Genomic DNA, 16,925 nt, shown 5'->3' on the forward strand with positions numbered 1-16,925 from the left:
GTTGTGTCGGCTTCTTCTTATCCACATTGTCGAGAGCATCTTGCAACTCTTCGACAGAGATTTCGTCGAGGTGATCCACTATTTGTTGCGACACGTTATGAGCAAATAGTTCTAACGGTTACTATAGGAACTGACGATTACACTCCTGCAATAATTTTGAGCTGGCTGTTACGGACAGACGTGGTTCTCAAGACAGTGCCCCCCACACCCCTCGTTCAGAGTGATAGCGTGTGTATCAGTGGGGTGGGGGTGGGTCGGTGACAAAGTAACGAGTAGTAGGTAGTAGATGAAAGAGAGTTTGTGAGTCAGGACGAAGTGCCTTCGATTCAGTCAGATAGACGCTATTCACTCACTCTCTCCGTATGACTAGTTAACTAGAACTAGATTATTGTATTATACCTTACGGTAGTAACATACATTTCCTCCTCATATCTATCTATATAATATATTCATCTGAACTCACACCTCGAGTCACCCTCTCCGCTCTCCCACCAGACCCTTTCGACCCCTTTCACTCTGAACGAGGGGTGCCTCTGGTAGAGACAATTTCTCTCTTGTTCCGGAAATCCGGACACAATACTCTCGTTCAGCGGTCATTGGAAGACACCCCGTTCAGAGTAAACTCGAGGTGAGACGTGCAATCAACCCACACCTCCCCAGTCGTTCACTGTGTTTCACTCTGAACGAGGGGTGTCTCACCCCCGAAAGTGATCCCCTATTCCGCCTCGCTACAGCCCACACCTTCAGCCCGTTTTCACTCTGCATCAGGGGCCACGGTCAATCAGCGAGTTGCATGCATAGATTCACAGTGGTGTTCGTTCACGGTACACTATGGCACGCCGAAGCGTCCTGTTTTCGCCCGGAGACCAACCAGCACTGCTTCGCAAAGCCGCACAAACGGCTGCTGACGTTGTCGTCTTCGACCTCGAGGATGCCGTCGCGCCGGGACAGAAAGATGCGGCCAGAGCCGGGGTCAGGGACGTGCTGACTGACCCGGCGTTCGATCCGGACTGTGAAGTGTGCGTGCGGGTGAACGCAGATCCAACCCGATGGCAGGCCGATCTCGAGGCCCTTCTCTCTGAATCAGTGACCGCCAACGCTGACGCTGAGACGCTACGCCTGGATAGCCTCATGCTCCCCAAAGTCACTGAACCAGGGGCCGTTCGTCGGCTCGAATCTGCACTCGAGGATGCTGGCCGGTCGTATCCCATCTTTGCGCTCATCGAACAGGCTGCGGGCGTTCTTGCAGCCCCCGAAATCGCAGCCGTCCCGGCGACGGATGCGCTGGTGTTTGGTGCTGAGGATCTTGCGGCGGATATCGGTGCGACGCGGACCGCCGACGGTACAGAAGTGCTCTACGCACGGGAGCGCGTCGTCCTCGCCGCAGCAGCTCACGACTGTACCGCCATCGACACGCTCGTGACTGACTTCGAGGACGAATCTGCCATTCGAGCGGATACAGCGTTCGCCGTGGAACTTGGCTACGACGGCAAACTGGCGATTCATCCTGCACAGGTCGACCCAATTAACGAGGAGTTCACTCCATCAGCCGACGACTGTGAGTGGGCCGTTCGGGTCCTCGAGGCGGCACGTGAGGCGGACGAAACCGGTCACGGCGTCTTCGAGGTTGGCGGTGAAATGATCGATGCGCCACTAATCAAACGAGCGAAACAAATCCGCAATCGGGCGATTGCGGCGCAAATATGGCCGCCGCATCAGTAATCCGTTGTCGCCTGTGTAGTATATTCACCCATTCATATTCCTTATATTGTTATTTTATGACTATGAGGTGCATTCGCCACGTTTATTTCGGTTTCCTCGAAATCCACAGGTAATGGCTTCCGACGTAAACCCGTTTGAAAGTCTGCAATCACAGATCGACGAGGCCGCCGCCCATCTCGATATTGAGGGCGACGTAATCGAGCGCCTCAAGCACCCAGAGCGCGTTCTCGAGACGAACCTCACCGTCGAACAGGACGATGGCTCGCTCGAGCGGTTCAAGGCGTTCCGCTCGCAGTTCAACGGTGACCGCGGCCCGTACAAGGGCGGCATTCGGTACCACCCAAACGTCTCGCGCGATGAGGTCAAAGCCCTCTCTGGCTGGATGACCTACAAGACCGCAATCGTCGACATTCCACTCGGTGGCGGCAAAGGCGGCATCATCATCGATCCGGCAGAGTACTCCGAAAGCGAACTCGAGCGACTGACACGTGCGTTCGCAACGGAACTGCGCCCACTGATCGGCGAGGACCGCGACGTTCCTGCACCTGACGTGAACACGGGCCAGCGGGAGATGAACTGGATCAAAGACACCTACGAGGAACTCGAGAACACCACCGAGCCAGGTGTCATTACCGGCAAGAACCTCGCAAGCGGCGGCAGTGAGGGTCGTGTCGAGGCAACCGGTCGATCGACAGTTATCGCCGCTCGCGAAGCCTTCGACTATCTCGGAAAGGACCTCGAGGGCGCAACGGTCGCAGTCCAGGGCTACGGGAACGCCGGTTGGATCGCTGCACACCTGATCGACGAGATGGGTGCAACGGTCGTCGCAGCCAGCGACTCCTCGGGTGGCATCTACAATCCTGATGGGTTCGACCCAGTTGCCGCGAAACACCACAAAAACGAGACCGGCAGCGTCGTGGGCTACGAGGAGAGCGAGGAAGAGATCACCAACGAAGATGTCCTCACCCTCGATGTCGACCTGTTGATCCCTGCTGCACTCGAGAACGCCATCGACGGCGACCTCGCACACGATGTCAAAGCGGACGTCATTTCGGAAGCTGCAAACGGTCCGCTGACGCCCGAAGCCGACCGCGTCCTCGAGGACGAAGACGTCTTCGTTATCCCAGATATTCTCGCGAACGCGGGCGGCGTCACCGTGTCGTACTTCGAGTGGGTCCAGAACCGCCAGCGCTTCTACTGGTCCGAAGAGCGCGTCAACAACGAACTCGAGACGATTATCGTCGATGCGTTCGACGCACTCGTCGAGAGCTACGAGGAACACGACCTCGACAATCCGCGGACGGCCGCCTACGTCGTCGCCATCGAACGCGTCGCGAACGCGTTCGAAGAGGCAGGCTCGTTCCCGTAATATCGACCACGAACGGGTCTGATTCGATCGACTACTGATTCTTTGTCTTCTCTTTTTGCCTTTCTCACGTGCGGGTCGACAGTCTCACTCAATTCGATTCGCTGCAACCTGACTCTCGCCGTGAGCGAGAGGAAGCGATCGTTTCCGGTTGTGAGTCCCTTTTGAAGCCCAGAACTGAAAGCCGCCTAGATCGTATGGCAGGCTCAGATCCACACGGGAGCTTCGACGAAATTCGCGATGAAGTCGACGGCAACCCGATGCTGAAGCTGCTCCCGTACGCAATACCGTACTGGATACCGCTGTGTATCGGCTTCGTCTCGACAATGATCAACCGCGCTGCACGGCTGTTTCCGGCCTTGATGCTCGCGGCAGCGATTGATCTCGTCGTCACCCAGTCGGGCGGCGTCGATCAACTGCTGGCAGCAACGGGGCTCGTTCCCACTGAACCAGTTCCAGAAGGGAACACGAGTGAGCGACTCTCGTTGCTGTATTATCTCGGGGCGTTAACGGTCGGAGCGTACATCATCCAGGCGATCACCCACTATCTGTCGCGGTACTTCTTCCAGACGACCGCACAGCACATCCAACACGATCTCCGAACGGACACCTACGACCACATGCAGCGGCTGTCGCTGTCGTTTTTCAACAACCATCAGACCGGCGGCATGATGGCCATTCTGAACAGCGACGTCAACCGCCTCGAGGAGTTCTTTAACAACGAACTGCGCCAGCTCACAGAAGCGGTGATGATCTTTACACTGGTTGGCGGGTACATGATTTATACGGCACCGTGGTTGGGTGCGCTGGTACTGCTTCCAGTGCCGATCATTGCGCTCGTGACGGCGAAGTTCATCATCTGGATCGAGCCGAAGTACAAACGCATTCGCGAACGCGTCGCCGTGCTCAACACGCGGCTATCGAACAATCTCGGCGGAGCAGCCATCGTCAAATCGTTCGACCGCTACGATGTCGAGAATAGCCGGGTCGCCGAACAGAGCAAAGGATATCGCGACGAGAAGATCAGTGCGATCACCGTCCGAAAGGCGTTTTTCGCCTCGCTTCGCCTGCTCGTTGGCGCAATGTTCGTCTCGATTCTCGTTGCTGGTGGCTACTCCGTGGTCACTGCAGGTGGACTGACCGCCGGGACGTTCGTTGTCTTCTTCATGTACCTGCGGGAACTCGACGGCCCGATGACGCGCATCGGAAAAACCGCAAACAACTACCAGAAGGCCAAATCCAGCGCCGAGCGCGTCTTCGGTATTCTCGCGACCGATTCCGACATCCGTTCACCGACGAACGCGAACGCACCAGACCGCGTCGATGGAAACGTCTCCTTCGATAACGTTGCGTTCAGCTACAGCGACGACGGCGAGCAGATTCTCGAGGGTGTCGACCTCGAGGTCGAAGCCGGCGAAACGGTCGGCTTTGCAGGAACCAGCGGATCAGGGAAGTCAACCCTCCTGAAGTTGGTGCCGCGATTCTACGATGTCGATGGCGGACTCGTCAACGAGAGCGAGAGCAGTTATACGCGAGCGGACGGCGGTGTCGATGCTGGCGACGCTGGCAGGGCTGGCGGTGTTGGCGACGCTGACGTGGCCGAGGGTACTGGCTGGCCCGACTCCCCAGACGACTCGAGTGCGGTTCGAATCGACGGTGTCGACGTCCGCGAGTACGACCTCCAAACGCTGCGCAACCGAATCGGCGTCGTCGAGCAAGATCCCTACATGTTCTCCGGGACGATCCGCGAGAACATCGCCTACGGTGATGGCGAGATGTTCCGAACCGTTCTCGAGGCCGACGACGAAAGTGAGGTCCCCGACACACTCGAGGCAGATATTCGCGAGGCAGCGGTTGCTGCGGGAGCAGACGAGTTCATTCAGGACTTGCCTGACGGCTACGACACGATGGTTGGTGAGCGCGGTGTCAAACTCTCGGGTGGCCAGCGCCAGCGCGTCTCGATTGCGCGGACGATTTGCAACGATCCCGATGTGATCGTGCTGGACGAAGCGACGAGCGACGTCGATACCGAGACAGAACAGGTGATCCAACAGAATCTCGACGAACTCACCGCAGACCGGACCGCATTCATCATTGCCCATCGCCTCTCGACGATTCAGGATGCAGACCGTATCGTCGTCATGGACGATGGCAACGTGATCGAGATGGGCACCCACGAGGAACTGGTCGATGCAGCAGGGACGTACGCAGACCTCTGGGAATCACAGACGAGCACGCCGGGCACTGGCCACCGGGAGACGACTCAGTCTGAGCACGCCAACACTCGAGGGCAATAAGGCCGGAAAACGTCACTAGCCGTTGACCCCTGAGGTACAGTCTCGGAATCTTTTTCTATGCAGAGAGACTCGCAGAATCGAATGGGACGTGAGCGCCTTGCCCTGTATCGCGACCGTGTGCGGCGCAAACTGCAGGCTGCGTTTCGCGAAGAGCACACGCCACATCAGGTTGGGGCCAGTTTTGCGATTGGAATCTTCATCACGGCACTTCCCACGGGCGGGCTTGGCATCGGGCTCTTTTTCGTCCTCACCTCGCTGTGGTCGTGGATCAGCAAGCCCGCACTCTTTGCCTCAGTTGCCGTCCTGAACCCGTTTGTCAAACCAGTCGTCTACGTCTCGAGTCTGCAACTCGGCGGACTATTGTTGGGAACGAATCCGATCCTCACGGCCGATGTGTCTGCTGTAACCGCCCGAATCGTCATTACGCAACTGTTGGTCGGAAATCTCATTATCGCAGTTCTCCTCGCTGCGATTGGGTACGTTTTCGTCCGGCGCCTGACACGGGCGTATCGACAACAAAAACGCCAGCGATCGGAGCCACCCTATCGATGGATTATCCCCGACCGATTTCGCTAGTGAGTCGCGACGTATTGTTGGGCTGACAAACTCTCTGTAAACGAATAAACTCTTAGCAACCGATGCCTGATTGTGTGTAATGAATCGTCGAACCCTGCTCGCCGGACTCGGTGTGTCCGGCCTTGCAAGCCTCTCCGGGTGTCTTGGACTGATTGGCATGGATGAACACGAGTCGGCGCCGGCTGGCGTCGACGCCGCTATCCGGTCAGAGACAGGCTACGAACAGACTGGCGTCGATGAACTGACGATCGATGAGGAGGTTGATCTCACCGTCACATCGGAGCGTGTGGTCGTCCATAACTACCTAACTGAACACGAAAAAGCGGTCGACGTTGCAGGGCTTGCCAACCAGCGTGCAGCGATTTTCTCCGTACTGACGACGCCGGAGGTCGGTGCCCTCGGACGAAATTTCAATCCCGTTGAGGAGATGGACGCCCGGGAACTCGTCGACCTAATCGAGGATAACTACGACGAGATCGGTAACATCGAATTCGAAGACGACGAGTCAGTCGAGATTCTCGAGCAGACGACGACGCGGTCGTGGTTCACCGCTGATGCAGAGTTCGAAGGGACAAGTCTCACGGTTGACCTGCACGTCACTGAAGCCGTCAGTGCTGGAGACGACTTACTCGTCTCGATCGGCGTCTACCCGGCGGATCTCAGGAGCCGCGAAGAGGACAATGTGATCGCGCTCATGGAGAACATCGTCGCGGATATCAATGAGGCTGATGACGATGAGGACGCCTCGGACGATGAGCCTGATAACGGGGACGACGAAACTGACGAGGGCGAACCAGATGACGGAGACAGTGGTGACGGGAGCGATGGTGACGAAGACGGCGAGGAGGACGATGGGGCTGACGATGGCGATGAAACGACTGACGACGATGGAGACGACGGTCTCCTTACCTTGTAGCCGAGACCGTCGCCTCGAGAGAACGTTACAGCAGTCCGTACGCGATGATGCCGAATCCGACGATTATGACGACGCTGGCGGTGAGTTTCGTGACACGGACTCGTTCAGCAGTGTCGAGTTCTTCGGCGCCGTACATCGTCAGTTCGAACTGATTTTGGTGCTCAACGAGGGTTGCGGCGTAGCGGAGCCCAGCGAGACCGAACACGACGATCAGGAGACCGAGCATCAACGCGAACATAGGTTTCGATGCCTGAGTTGTCGGCTCGAGCGTCTTAAAGACCGAGTTCTCGTCCGATCACGAGGTGTTGTATCTCACTCGTTCCTTCGCCGATTTCCATGAGTTTCGCGTCGCGATAGAATCGCTGCGGGGCGAAATCCGTGGTGTAGCCGTAGCCACCGAGCACTTGGACGGCGTCTTCGGCAACCTCACGGGCTGCCTCGCTGGCGTCGAGTTTTGCCAGCGCCGACTCTCTGGTTACCGGTTCGCCTGCGTCGGCGGTCCGTGCAGCGCGATAGGTGAGCAACCGGGCTCGCTCAGTTTTCCGGTGCATGTCGACGATTTTGTCCCGGATGGCGTCAAACGCCGAAATTGGTTGTCCAAACTGCTCACGTTCCTGGCTGTACGCCTTCGCGTGTTCGTACGCACCCTGTGCCAGTCCCGTCGAGAGTGCAGCGATCGAAATTCGGCCGCCGTCGAGCGTCTTTTTCGTTTGTGTCCAGCCCGCACCTTCCTCGCCGAGGAGACGGTCATCGGGCAGTCGGACATCATCGAAGCGAATCTCACAGGTCGGTGAAGCGTTGAGCCCCATTTTCTCCCAGGTCGTCGTGACCTCGAACCCGTCGTCCTCACGGGGGTCGACGATAAACGTCGAGATGCCGTCGTAGCCCGCGCCGGGGTCCGTGACTGCCTTGACGAGAATCGATCCGGCTTCCGAGGCGTTGGTAATGAACTGCTTAGTGCCGTTCAAAACCCACTCTTCGCCTTCCTTTTCCGCGACAGTGTCCATATCCGAGGCGTCGGAGCCGCTTTCGGGTTCGGTCAGCGCCCAGCCGCCGAGGTACTCGCCTTCTGCGAGTGGGCGGAGCCACCGTTCTTTCTGCTCGTCGGTGCCGAACTGTTCGATTGGCTTTGATGCCAGCGAGGTGTGGGCAACGTACGAAAGGCCAATCGACCCGGAGACGCGTCCCAGTTCTTCGGCGACGAGAGTGTACATGAGTGTATCACCGCCCAGTCCGCCGTACTCATCGCTGATGGGGACGCCGAGCATGTCGAGCGCGGCCAGTTGATCGAAAATTTCGTCGGGAAACCGGTGTTCGTCTTCGATCTCCTGTGCGATCGGTTCGATTTCGCGCTCACAGAAGTCCCTGACGGTCTCCCGGATCATCCGGTGTTCGTCGGACAGCTCGAAAGCCATACGCAATACTTGCCGGCATGGCGAATAAACGCACCGCCGGATCGCACGGGCAGCAGAGCAGTTAGGCGCTACCAGCCGCGATTGTCGTTGCCGTCCGCGTCGTCTTCCTCATCCTGGGAATCCCAGTCGCTCGAGTCGTCGCTCTGGTCCCAGAGTGGGGTGTCCGTGTCGTCGCTTTCATCCCAGTGGTTCCCGCCAATGTCGGATTGGTCGGCATTGTCCGTTTCAGGTGGGCCGTTTCGACCATTTCGGCCGTTTTCGTCGTGTCTATCCGAGTCGGCGCGGATCGTCGTTCGCAGTTCGGAGATCAGATCGAGTTCTGGGTTTCGATCGCCGAGCAACAACAGTGCGTAGTACTGGAAGTACGTCCGGATCGGCATCTGGACGAGTGCGACGAATAGCAACACGACCACAAGTGCAACCACAGCGAGAGCGCCGGCGATCCAGAGACCGATCTCACCGAGCATCGCCGCCAGGACGCCGAGGATAATGAACGGAATCGCAATCGCGACCACACCGAACAGAATCACGAAGCCAGCGGCAAAGTTGATCACGAACTGCAGGATCCAGACCAAGACGAGATAAACGACAAACTGGCCGAGATTTCCGGTGAGCGTCGGCCAGAATCGACGCCATGCAGAGAGGACGCCACGCTCCTCGAGTAACATTACTGGGACGACGAACTCGGAGGTAAATCGCATGAGAATTGCATAGATCAAGTAGACGGGAATCGCAAGCAACACGAACGGAATCAGTGACTCGAGGGCGGCCTCGGGGGTCGATGTCCCGAGGACCACACTCAGTGCCGGGATGGCGACAATACCGAGGGCAATCGCACCGAGAACGAGGCGGAAACCAAACAGCCGCAGCCCTCGCCAGAGATTTTGGCCCATATATCGCCGGACGTGGACCGCTCTCGAGCGAAGTGATTCGACGAAGACAAACTCCATGATCGCACCGAGAGCATTGTAGATGAACCATAGTGCGAGTAGGATGACGACGATGACCGCAGCGAGTGCGATAATTTTGTCAGGAATCTCATCGATTGGTGCGTCAACTGCCGTCTCGTCAGCAACTGGGCCGACGTCACCGGCAGGGACGCTCCCGCTCATCCCGAGGCTGCCGCCGATAAAGAAGACGACGATGGCGAGTTTAATCCACAGCCCAACCTGCACCGGCAACAGTAGCTCCCGTGTTGCATCAATTGCGTCGCTGAGGTCGTCGACAGCATCCATCCTTAGGTACTCCATTGATTGCCACGATGAAATACTGTTTGGGTCGTTTCTCGCTCCTCAACGGTGCTCACCAGCGTGTCCCTCCCTCTCAGTCTCTCTCGTACACTGACAATACTTCGAGACGCATTTAACCACGAACCTCGTTGTCCCTGCTATATGGATATCCGCCAGCTTGCCAGGGGGACGGTCGAGTGGGACCGCATCGAGCGCGTCATCCACACGCTGGCGGACCGACACGACCGCGAGTGTGTCCGCGTCGAGTTTCTCGAGGCGGATAACTGGCTCTCGACACCCTGCGTCATCGACGATACGTGGTTCGTCAAGATCGTCTCCAGACAGAACGCACTCGTCCACGCCCTGCTGACGACCGGGCGAAACGTTGGCGCAGTCTCGGCCGGCACCGGCGGCTTCTTCGACCGCTTCGACACCCCGCGTGAGATGGTCGAACACGAGTACGACGCCACCCAGCAGATGCGCGAAATCGGCGTCAACGCGCCACGGCCAATCGAAGCCTTCGAGGTCAACGGCCTCGGCGTGCTCGTCCTCGAGTATCTGCCAGAGTTCGAGTCATTTGGGACCGTCTCGGATCGCGTCGTCGCCGACCGCGCCAGCGAACTGTTCGAAATGCTCGCCGCACTTCACGACCACGGCCTCGCCCACGGCGATTTGCGAGGCGAGAACATCCTCCTCTGTGACGGCGAACTCTACTTCATCGACGCGACGAGCGTCCACGAAGACCGTGTCCCCGAGACGACCGCCTACGACCTCGCGTGTGCACTCGCCGTCCTCGAGCCCCGAATCGGTCCTCGAAAGGCAGTCCAGGCCGCCTCGAGCGTCTACGATTCTGCGGAACTGCTCTCGGCGCGGCGATTTCTTGATTTCGTCCGCCTGCGACCTGACCACGAGTTTGACTCGACACAACTACGCAGCGAACTCGAGAAGATGGCGGATCTGAGCCAGTAGCCTCCCTGCTCGCTCACGTGAGCTATTTTGTCGAAAGATTCACACGACGTCGCTCCGTACTCGAGCAATATACAGATGGACGACGGACTTCGAGCAGGCCTGTTCGCGCTGGTTCTTGGTTTTCCGATGGTCGTCTTTAGCCTTCTTCTCGGTGCGTTCTGGAGCGCATTCATGATGGCGACGATCATTGTGACGATTGCAGCGTCGTTCGTCGTGGCAGCGCAGTTCAGTCCACAGGAGGAATCGACTGCAACGAGTCATGAGCGCACACAAAATCGCTCGCAAGCGGATAGCCAACCGGACGACACCGCAGACGCCCTCGAGACGCTGCGCGACCGCTACGCACGCGGTGAACTCACCGACCCGGAGTTCGAGCAACGCGCCGAACGACTACTCGAGACGGAAACGGTCGACGCTGCCAGGGAACACGTTTTGGGAGATTCCGAGTCGACTCCGACTGAAACGGACGCTTTTAGCCAGCACGAGGCCAACACCGACCGAGAGCGTGAGACTGAAACCGACTCGCGCTGATACGCGTTGACTCGAGTCGCCAGTTGCGTTCGGCATCTCGCTCGAGCCTGACACCTCCCCGAGTGCAGTTTCAGGGAGTGAGTTTTCGGTGGTGACCGTCGTATCGCGACCATGGGGCGTGGCATCGGCGAGTTCGAACTGATCCAAGGGTCGATCCCGGACTGGCTGGCCGTCGTGTTTGCACTCCTCACCCAACTGGGAGATATCTGGTTTCTCGTGCTCGTGCTGACGGTGCTGTACTGGTTCGACGCGCGGGAGCGAGACGATGTGGCGACCGTTGCTGGCGTCACACTCGCCGGAATGGGACTGTACAAAGGACTCAAGGAAGTCTTCGGGCTTCCGCGACCCGAACAGCCACTGCTCGATCCGACCCATCTGCCCGCGCTCGTACAGCCCCTGTACGAGGCGACAGCGACAGTCGGTGGCTACGGCTTCCCGAGCGGCCACGCGGTCAACACGACGGTCGTCTACTTTGGGTTGGCAACCGTCCTGTCGATCAGCACGGTACGCCGGCGGTATGCGCTCGCTGGCATCCTCGTCACGGTCGTCTCGTTCACCCGCGTTGCACTCGGCGTCCACTACCTCGTCGACGTCGTCGTCGGTGTTCTCGTCGGATTCGCGCTTCTCGGAGCTGCATGGGTACTTCTCGAGCGAGAGTTTTCTGATCGGCCCACGATTGCGTTCGCACTCGGTATCGGCTTCTGTGCGTTCTTTTTCGTGACGAGCGATGGCACTCGAGACGCGCTGTTCTTGCTCGCAGGATCGTTCGGTGCCTTTGCAGGGTGGCAACTCGTGATGCTTGCTCGAGGCCCGATGGCAGGGACTGAATGGCAATTCAGCCGGGCGCTCGCGCTTCGTGGCGGCGCTGCCGTGCTCGTCGGGGCGGCACTGATCATCGCAGTCGCTACGACACTCGTCTCGCTGATGAGCGCTGCAGGCCTCGTTGGACTCGCGACGATCCTCGTCGTTGTCGGCCCGGTCGCTCGAGATGTGGCGTCCGCGTAGGTTGTTCGAATGTGCACTTCTGTGTGCGCTTGGCTACAGAACTGTACACTCAGTCTACGAGGGTGTGGACCACCAGCAAGGTTTTCACGCACTTCGTTGTCTATTCAAGCATGAGCCAGACTCCCACCGACGAGGTGTACGGCCACTACATCGACGGCGACTGGACGCAGGGAACCGGCGCTGAGACGTTCGAAAGCCAGAATCCCGCGACCGGCGAGTCGTTGGCCGAGTTCCACCGCGGCACCGACGATGACGTCGACGCTGCACTCGAGGCCGCGGAAGACGCCTTCGAGGAGTGGCGCGACCACTCGTACATCGACCGGGCAGAGTATCTCTGGGAGATCTACCACGAACTACGCGACAGACACGACGAGTTGGGCGAGATTGTGACGAAAGAGTGTGGAAAGGAAATCTCGGAGGGGAAAGCGGACGTCACCGAGGCCTGGCACATGGTCGAGTGGGCGGCGGGCAACGCCCGACACCCCCACGGCGACGTGGTGCCCTCCGAAGTCGCGAGCAAGGATGCCTACATGCGTCGCAAGCCCCGCGGCGTGGTTGGCTGCATCACGCCGTGGAACTTCCCCGTCGCGATTCCGTTCTGGCACATGGCGATTGCCCTTGTTGAGGGGAATACGGTCGTCTGGAAACCCGCCGAACAGACCCCGTGGTGTGGCCAGATCATCGCCGAGATGATGGCTGAATCGGGGATTCCCGACGGTGTCTTCAACATGATTCAGGGCTACGGCGACGCCGGTGCGGCGATCACCGAGGACGACCGCGTCGATACCGTCCTCTTTACCGGCTCCGCCGAGGTCGGCCAGGAAATCGCGAGCAAGGTTGGCGGTGAACCCGGTAAACTCGCCGCCTGCGAGATGGGTGGCAAGAACGGGATCATCATCACCGAGGAGGCGGACCTGGATACCGCCGTCCACTCGGCGATCATGTCGAGTTTCAAGACGACCGGCCAGCGCTGTGTCTCCTCGGAGCGCCTGATCGTCCACACCGACGTCTACGACGAGTTCAAAGCGCGATTCGTCGACCTCGCCACAGACGTTGCCGTAGGCAACCCACTCGAGGAGTCGACGTTCATGGGGCCAGCAATCGAGGCCGAGCACGTCGAAAAAATACGGCGGCACAACGACCTCGCTGTCGAGGAGGGCGCAGAGGTGCTGGTCGACCGCTTCGAACTCGAGGACGGTGAGATTCCGGACGGCCACGGCGAAGGGGCGGCTACTGCCGCCGATGGTGAGCGTAGCGGCAGCTACGCGAACGGTCACTGGGTCGGCCCGTTCGTCTACGAAATCGAGTACGACACCGACCTGCGCTGTCTGGAAGAGGAGTGTTTCGGCCCGCACGTCGCCCTCCTCGAGTACGACGGCGATATCGACCGCGCACTCGAGATTCACAACGACACGCCCTATGGCCTCGCAGGGGCGATCATCTCGGAGGATTACCGCCAGATCAATCGCTTCCGTGATCGTGCTGAACTCGGACTGGCCTACGGCAATCTGCCGTGTATCGGCGCAGAGGTCCAGTTGCCCTTCGGCGGCGTCAAGAAGTCGGGCAACGGCTACCCAAGCGCCCGCGAAGCAATCGAAGCCGTCACCGAGCGCACCGCCTGGACGATCAACAACTCGAGAAAAATAGAGATGGCACAGGGACTCTCTGCGGATATTACGACGTCTGAGGACTAAGTCGAACCGGGACTCGTCGCGTCGCCAGTTTCGCCAATGTTCGGGCGATCAGTATTGTTTTATCCATATCCCGCCAAGAACTCACATATGTCCTATCGGAAGGTGAACTACGAAGACGTCGAGCAGGTCTCGAGTGCGATGCATTTTCTGTCTGAACCGCTCGAGACCGAGCACGTGGGGGTGACGGTCGCACGCTGTGATCCCGGCTGGAAGAGCAAGCCACACGACCACACCGACAACGATCACGAGGAGGTCTACGTGCTGATCGAAGGCGACGCAACGGTCATCATCGACGGCGAACCGATTGCGATGGAAACTGGTGACGCACTCTGGATCCCGCCGGAGTCGACCCGCCAGATTAGAAATGGCGACGACGAAAGTGCGTTCGTGCTCGTCAGCGCGCCAAGCATCGGCGATGACGAGGACGACGACGGCGAGTGGCTCCTGACCGGGTTCGCGGGCTAACGGACTCGAGACGACACGGCCCGCTCGAGTACCGATTTTCGTCTTCCGTTCTTGCCTTATTTGTCGTGTCTGTACTCTCTAAGCACCGACGATATCGTCCGCGAAACATCCTCGAGTGCAACGGCGTTCGTCTTCCGAAGGTCGTCTGCCTCGCTGGCTTCTCCCAGGTGTTGCAGGGCTTTTCGGAGGTGATGCTCGACGTCTGGATCCGTCTCGGAGTTGTGGTCGTCGGTCATCGGTTCGACCACGCCTACCCGACTCGAGCGGTTAAGTTCGTCGGCGAGGTGGCTCGGGTTCCCATCCTACCGGACAAACCGAGTCACCACCACCAGTACCGACCACCCACCAACGCATTCAAGACCGCAGCGACAGACTCGAGGATACGAATGCGACTGCGTTTCACAGGCCAACGGCGGACGGACTATCGAGACTGGAGGCGACCGACGTGAATGGGTTCGTGATCGGCGGCGTCAGCTCCGGGGTCGGGAAAACCGTGGCCACGCTTGCAACCTGCCAGGCGCTCGCAGACGCCGGCTACGCCGTCCAACCCGCGAAAGCGGGACCGGACTTTATCGACCCGAGCCATCACGAAGCGGTCGCGGGCCGTCCCTCGCGAACGCTCGATCTGTGGCTCTGTGGCGAAGATGGCGTCCGGCGCAACTACCACCGTGGCGAGGGCGACATCTGCGTCGTCGAGGGTGTCATGGGGCTGTACGACGGCGATGGCTCGAGTACGGCGATGGTCGCCGAGGCGCTCGACCTCCCTGTTGTGCTCGTCGTCGACGCCAGCGCCGGCATGGAAAGCGTCGCCGCGACCGCCCTCGGGTTTCAGACCTACGCCGACGAAATCGGCCGCGACATCGAGGTGGCGGGTATCGTCGCCCAGCGCGCCCACGGCGGTCGCCATGAACAGGGCATTCGCGATGCCTTACCCGACGATCTCGAGTACTTCGGACGGATTCCACCGACACCTGGCCTCGAGATTCCCGAACGCCACCTCGGCCTCGAGATGGGCGATGAGACGCCAGTCCCGCTCGAGGCACTTCGCGAGGCTGCAGACACACTCGAGGCCGAACGATTGGCTGCGGTCGCGAGTGAGTCGCCGAAGCCTGATGAATCAGTCCACACGGAACCCGATCCCGTAGATGCACGCATCGCCGTCGCCAGCGACGCCGCCTTCTGTTTCCGCTATCCCGCGACACTCGAGCGCTTCCGCGAGCGTGCAACTCTCCTCACGTTCTCGCCAGTTGCGGGCGATCCCGTCCCCGACTGCGACGCCGTCTACCTGCCCGGTGGCTATCCCGAACTCCACGCCGATGCGCTCGAGTCGGCCGGCACGCTCGCAGAACTCGGCCAACGGGCGAGCGACGGACTCCCCGTCCTTGGAGAGTGTGGCGGCCTGATGACGATGAGTCAGTCGCTGACCACAGCCGACGGCGAGTGCCACGAGATGGCCGGCATACTGCCCGCCGACGTGACAATGCACGACCGGTATCAGGCGCTTGACCACGTCGAACTCGAGGCCACGGATAGCACGCTCACCGCTGCGTCCGGCGAGCACGTGCGCGGACACGAGTTCCACTACTCGAGTGCCGAGGTCGGAAGCGACGCCCGGTTCGCGTTCGACACCGTCCGCGGCGACGGCATCGACGGCGACCACGACGGGCTCACCGAATACGCCTCACTCGGCACATACGCCCACGTGCATCCCGAAAGCGGGGCGTTTGAGACGGTGCTCGAGCGACTGGATTCCTAATTGGACCGTGGGTAAACAGATACCGCAGCTACCGAAGTCTGATCGCAACCGTTGGTGCGAAAGAAGGATGTGAAGTCGACAGTCACACTCGGGTTCGCCGTCACATTCGCCTGGACTGAGATTTGACGGTCAAAACTGTAGGATTATCTGTCTGGCGAGTAGGTGTGCAACGGTGTTCGGATAGCTCATGGGTGAGAAATCGACTTCGTCACTCGGGTGATGCTGCCCAAGACTGGACCGCAATCGACGCTGTCTGTCGGATTTGCCGACTCACTGGGGCGACGTTCTGGCTCGGGATACATCTATCTTTTCCAATCACTCATCAGTAAGTATATGTTGTTGTCGGAAGCATACCAGCGTAGAGACTAATGGGATACACCGGTGTCCGATCGAATTCGAATTCGGACTCGGGAGACAAGGAGACGTCCTCGTCCCCGAGTCAGAAGGTGCAGTCGTCCCGCTCACAGTCGAATACAGCGTCGCAAACATCGGCACGCCCACCTCGAGAGACAATCGAACGCCGCTACGATCTCGAGTTGTACATGCCGGGTCAGGCGACCAAACTCCAACGCCTCGAGAAGGCTTGTGGCCCCCAGCGCGTGCAGCAGTGGGCCGACGAGGGCATGCCTATCGGGATCATGGGCAAGCCGGTCGATATGGACGCATTCCGTGAGCGTCAGGCCGACCGGCCAGCCGAAGTGCCCCAAGATATCGAACGTCAAAACGCGGCGTCGGTCCAGCGCAGTCGTGAAGCCCAACACGATACCGCTCCTGCAGGTGATGCTGGCGTCCCCGGGTCCGTTCGCGACGTCCTTTCCTCACCTGGCCACTCCTTAGATGGCGATGTCAAAGGTGGACTCGAGGATCGCCTCGGCGAATCGCTGGATCACGTCCGGGTGCATACAGGTCCGACCGCACAGCAGGCCTGCGAGGCGGTCAACGCCCGCGCGTTCACCGTCGGCAATCACATTGCCTTCGGCCCCG

The 16,925-nt window shown here is 59.5% G+C and carries 16 protein-coding genes; 12 read left to right on the forward strand and 4 right to left on the reverse strand.

Features of this window, described 5'->3' with window-relative positions:
• Positions 1–831: 831 nt before the first annotated feature.
• From G6M89_RS21770 to G6M89_RS21790, 5 genes are all read left to right on the forward strand, one after another.
• Positions 832–1,722: a CoA ester lyase gene (locus G6M89_RS21770; RefSeq protein ID WP_165163999.1), complete on the forward strand. Its 891-nt coding sequence runs from the start codon at positions 832–834 to the stop codon at positions 1,720–1,722.
• A gap of 112 nt (positions 1,723–1,834) precedes the next feature.
• On the forward strand, positions 1,835–3,091 hold the full coding sequence (locus G6M89_RS21775) for a Glu/Leu/Phe/Val dehydrogenase (protein ID WP_165164000.1): 1,257 nt from the start codon (positions 1,835–1,837) through the stop codon (positions 3,089–3,091).
• A 194-nt stretch (positions 3,092–3,285) separates the two neighbouring features.
• Positions 3,286–5,385 carry an ABC transporter ATP-binding protein gene (locus G6M89_RS21780; protein ID WP_165164001.1) on the forward strand — a complete coding sequence of 700 codons (2,100 nt, stop codon included), beginning with the start codon at positions 3,286–3,288 and terminating at the stop codon, positions 5,383–5,385.
• Between the two features lie 81 nt (positions 5,386–5,466).
• Positions 5,467–5,961, forward strand: a complete 495-nt coding sequence (locus G6M89_RS21785; protein ID WP_165164002.1) for a DUF2062 domain-containing protein — start codon at positions 5,467–5,469, stop codon at positions 5,959–5,961.
• Between the two features lie 79 nt (positions 5,962–6,040).
• The gene (locus G6M89_RS21790; protein WP_165164003.1) at positions 6,041–6,877 is read left to right on the forward strand and encodes a DUF6517 family protein; all 837 of its coding nucleotides are present in this window, start codon (positions 6,041–6,043) and stop codon (positions 6,875–6,877) included.
• A gap of 25 nt (positions 6,878–6,902) precedes the next feature.
• Here the strand turns inward: G6M89_RS21790 and G6M89_RS21795 are convergent, their stop codons facing one another.
• The 3 genes from G6M89_RS21795 to G6M89_RS21805 all read right to left on the reverse strand — a co-directional run bounded on the left by G6M89_RS21795 (position 6,903) and on the right by G6M89_RS21805 (position 9,542).
• On the reverse strand, positions 6,903–7,115 hold the full coding sequence (locus tag G6M89_RS21795; protein ID WP_165164004.1) for a hypothetical protein: 213 nt from the start codon (positions 7,113–7,115) through the stop codon (positions 6,903–6,905).
• A 34-nt stretch (positions 7,116–7,149) separates the two neighbouring features.
• Positions 7,150–8,292 carry an acyl-CoA dehydrogenase family protein gene (locus G6M89_RS21800; protein WP_165164005.1) on the reverse strand — a complete coding sequence of 381 codons (1,143 nt, stop codon included), beginning with the start codon at positions 8,290–8,292 and terminating at the stop codon, positions 7,150–7,152.
• Positions 8,293–8,360: 68 nt separating this feature from the next.
• Positions 8,361–9,542 (reverse strand): hypothetical protein, encoded by a 1,182-nt coding sequence (locus G6M89_RS21805; RefSeq protein WP_241175508.1) that lies wholly within the window; start codon positions 9,540–9,542, stop codon positions 8,361–8,363.
• Between the two features lie 141 nt (positions 9,543–9,683).
• Here G6M89_RS21805 and G6M89_RS21810 point away from each other — a divergent pair, with 141 nt between their 5' ends.
• The 5 genes from G6M89_RS21810 (at position 9,684) to G6M89_RS21830 (ending at position 14,185) form a co-directional block, all read left to right on the forward strand.
• Complete coding sequence (locus G6M89_RS21810; protein ID WP_165164006.1) at positions 9,684–10,490, forward strand: RIO1 family regulatory kinase/ATPase; 807 nt, start codon at positions 9,684–9,686, stop codon at positions 10,488–10,490.
• Between the two features lie 75 nt (positions 10,491–10,565).
• Positions 10,566–11,021 carry an SHOCT domain-containing protein gene (locus G6M89_RS21815; protein ID WP_165164007.1) on the forward strand — a complete coding sequence of 152 codons (456 nt, stop codon included), beginning with the start codon at positions 10,566–10,568 and terminating at the stop codon, positions 11,019–11,021.
• 111 nt (positions 11,022–11,132) lie between these two features.
• Positions 11,133–12,026, forward strand: coding sequence for a phosphatase PAP2 family protein (locus G6M89_RS21820; protein WP_165164008.1), 894 nt, complete (start codon positions 11,133–11,135; stop codon positions 12,024–12,026).
• Positions 12,027–12,136: 110 nt separating this feature from the next.
• Positions 12,137–13,720 carry an aldehyde dehydrogenase family protein gene (locus tag G6M89_RS21825; RefSeq protein WP_165164009.1) on the forward strand — a complete coding sequence of 528 codons (1,584 nt, stop codon included), beginning with the start codon at positions 12,137–12,139 and terminating at the stop codon, positions 13,718–13,720.
• 87 nt (positions 13,721–13,807) lie between these two features.
• Positions 13,808–14,185, forward strand: coding sequence for a cupin domain-containing protein (locus G6M89_RS21830; RefSeq protein WP_165164010.1), 378 nt, complete (start codon positions 13,808–13,810; stop codon positions 14,183–14,185).
• Between the two features lie 56 nt (positions 14,186–14,241).
• On the opposite strand, the gene G6M89_RS21835 is transcribed toward G6M89_RS21830, so the two are convergent.
• Positions 14,242–14,421, reverse strand: coding sequence for a hypothetical protein (locus tag G6M89_RS21835; protein ID WP_165164011.1), 180 nt, complete (start codon positions 14,419–14,421; stop codon positions 14,242–14,244).
• Between the two features lie 209 nt (positions 14,422–14,630).
• On the opposite strand from G6M89_RS21835, the gene G6M89_RS21840 reads away from it, so the two are divergent.
• A complete protein-coding gene (locus G6M89_RS21840; RefSeq protein ID WP_165164012.1) occupies positions 14,631–15,941 on the forward strand; it encodes a cobyrinic acid a,c-diamide synthase in 1,311 nt (436 codons plus the stop codon).
• Positions 15,942–16,387: 446 nt separating this feature from the next.
• The coding region (locus tag G6M89_RS21845) for a DUF4157 domain-containing protein (protein WP_165164013.1) at positions 16,388–16,925 on the forward strand (538 nt) is incomplete at its 3' end.

Source organism: Natronolimnobius sp. AArcel1 (assembly GCF_011043775.1).
GTDB lineage: Archaea > Halobacteriota > Halobacteria > Halobacteriales > Natrialbaceae > Natronolimnobius.

Excerpts from the sequence above, each read along its gene's own strand:
- G6M89_RS21770 (WP_165163999.1), top strand. The coding sequence starts at position 832 with ATGGCACGCCGAAGCGTCCTGTTTTCGCCCGGAGACCAACCAGCACTG.
- G6M89_RS21825 (WP_165164009.1), top strand. The coding sequence starts at position 12,137 with ATGAGCCAGACTCCCACCGACGAGGTGTACGGCCACTACATCGACGGC.
- G6M89_RS21815 (WP_165164007.1), top strand. The coding sequence starts at position 10,566 with ATGGACGACGGACTTCGAGCAGGCCTGTTCGCGCTGGTTCTTGGTTTT.
- G6M89_RS21785 (WP_165164002.1), top strand. The coding sequence starts at position 5,467 with ATGGGACGTGAGCGCCTTGCCCTGTATCGCGACCGTGTGCGGCGCAAA.
- G6M89_RS21810 (WP_165164006.1), top strand. The coding sequence starts at position 9,684 with ATGGATATCCGCCAGCTTGCCAGGGGGACGGTCGAGTGGGACCGCATC.
- G6M89_RS21790 (WP_165164003.1), top strand. The coding sequence starts at position 6,041 with ATGAATCGTCGAACCCTGCTCGCCGGACTCGGTGTGTCCGGCCTTGCA.
- G6M89_RS21795 (WP_165164004.1), bottom strand. The coding sequence starts at position 7,115 with ATGTTCGCGTTGATGCTCGGTCTCCTGATCGTCGTGTTCGGTCTCGCT.
- G6M89_RS21835 (WP_165164011.1), bottom strand. The coding sequence starts at position 14,421 with ATGACCGACGACCACAACTCCGAGACGGATCCAGACGTCGAGCATCAC.
- G6M89_RS21830 (WP_165164010.1), top strand. The coding sequence starts at position 13,808 with ATGTCCTATCGGAAGGTGAACTACGAAGACGTCGAGCAGGTCTCGAGT.
- G6M89_RS21805 (WP_241175508.1), bottom strand. The coding sequence starts at position 9,542 with ATGGAGTACCTAAGGATGGATGCTGTCGACGACCTCAGCGACGCAATT.
- G6M89_RS21775 (WP_165164000.1), top strand. The coding sequence starts at position 1,835 with ATGGCTTCCGACGTAAACCCGTTTGAAAGTCTGCAATCACAGATCGAC.
- G6M89_RS21800 (WP_165164005.1), bottom strand. The coding sequence starts at position 8,292 with ATGGCTTTCGAGCTGTCCGACGAACACCGGATGATCCGGGAGACCGTC.
- G6M89_RS21780 (WP_165164001.1), top strand. The coding sequence starts at position 3,286 with ATGGCAGGCTCAGATCCACACGGGAGCTTCGACGAAATTCGCGATGAA.
- G6M89_RS21820 (WP_165164008.1), top strand. The coding sequence starts at position 11,133 with ATGGGGCGTGGCATCGGCGAGTTCGAACTGATCCAAGGGTCGATCCCG.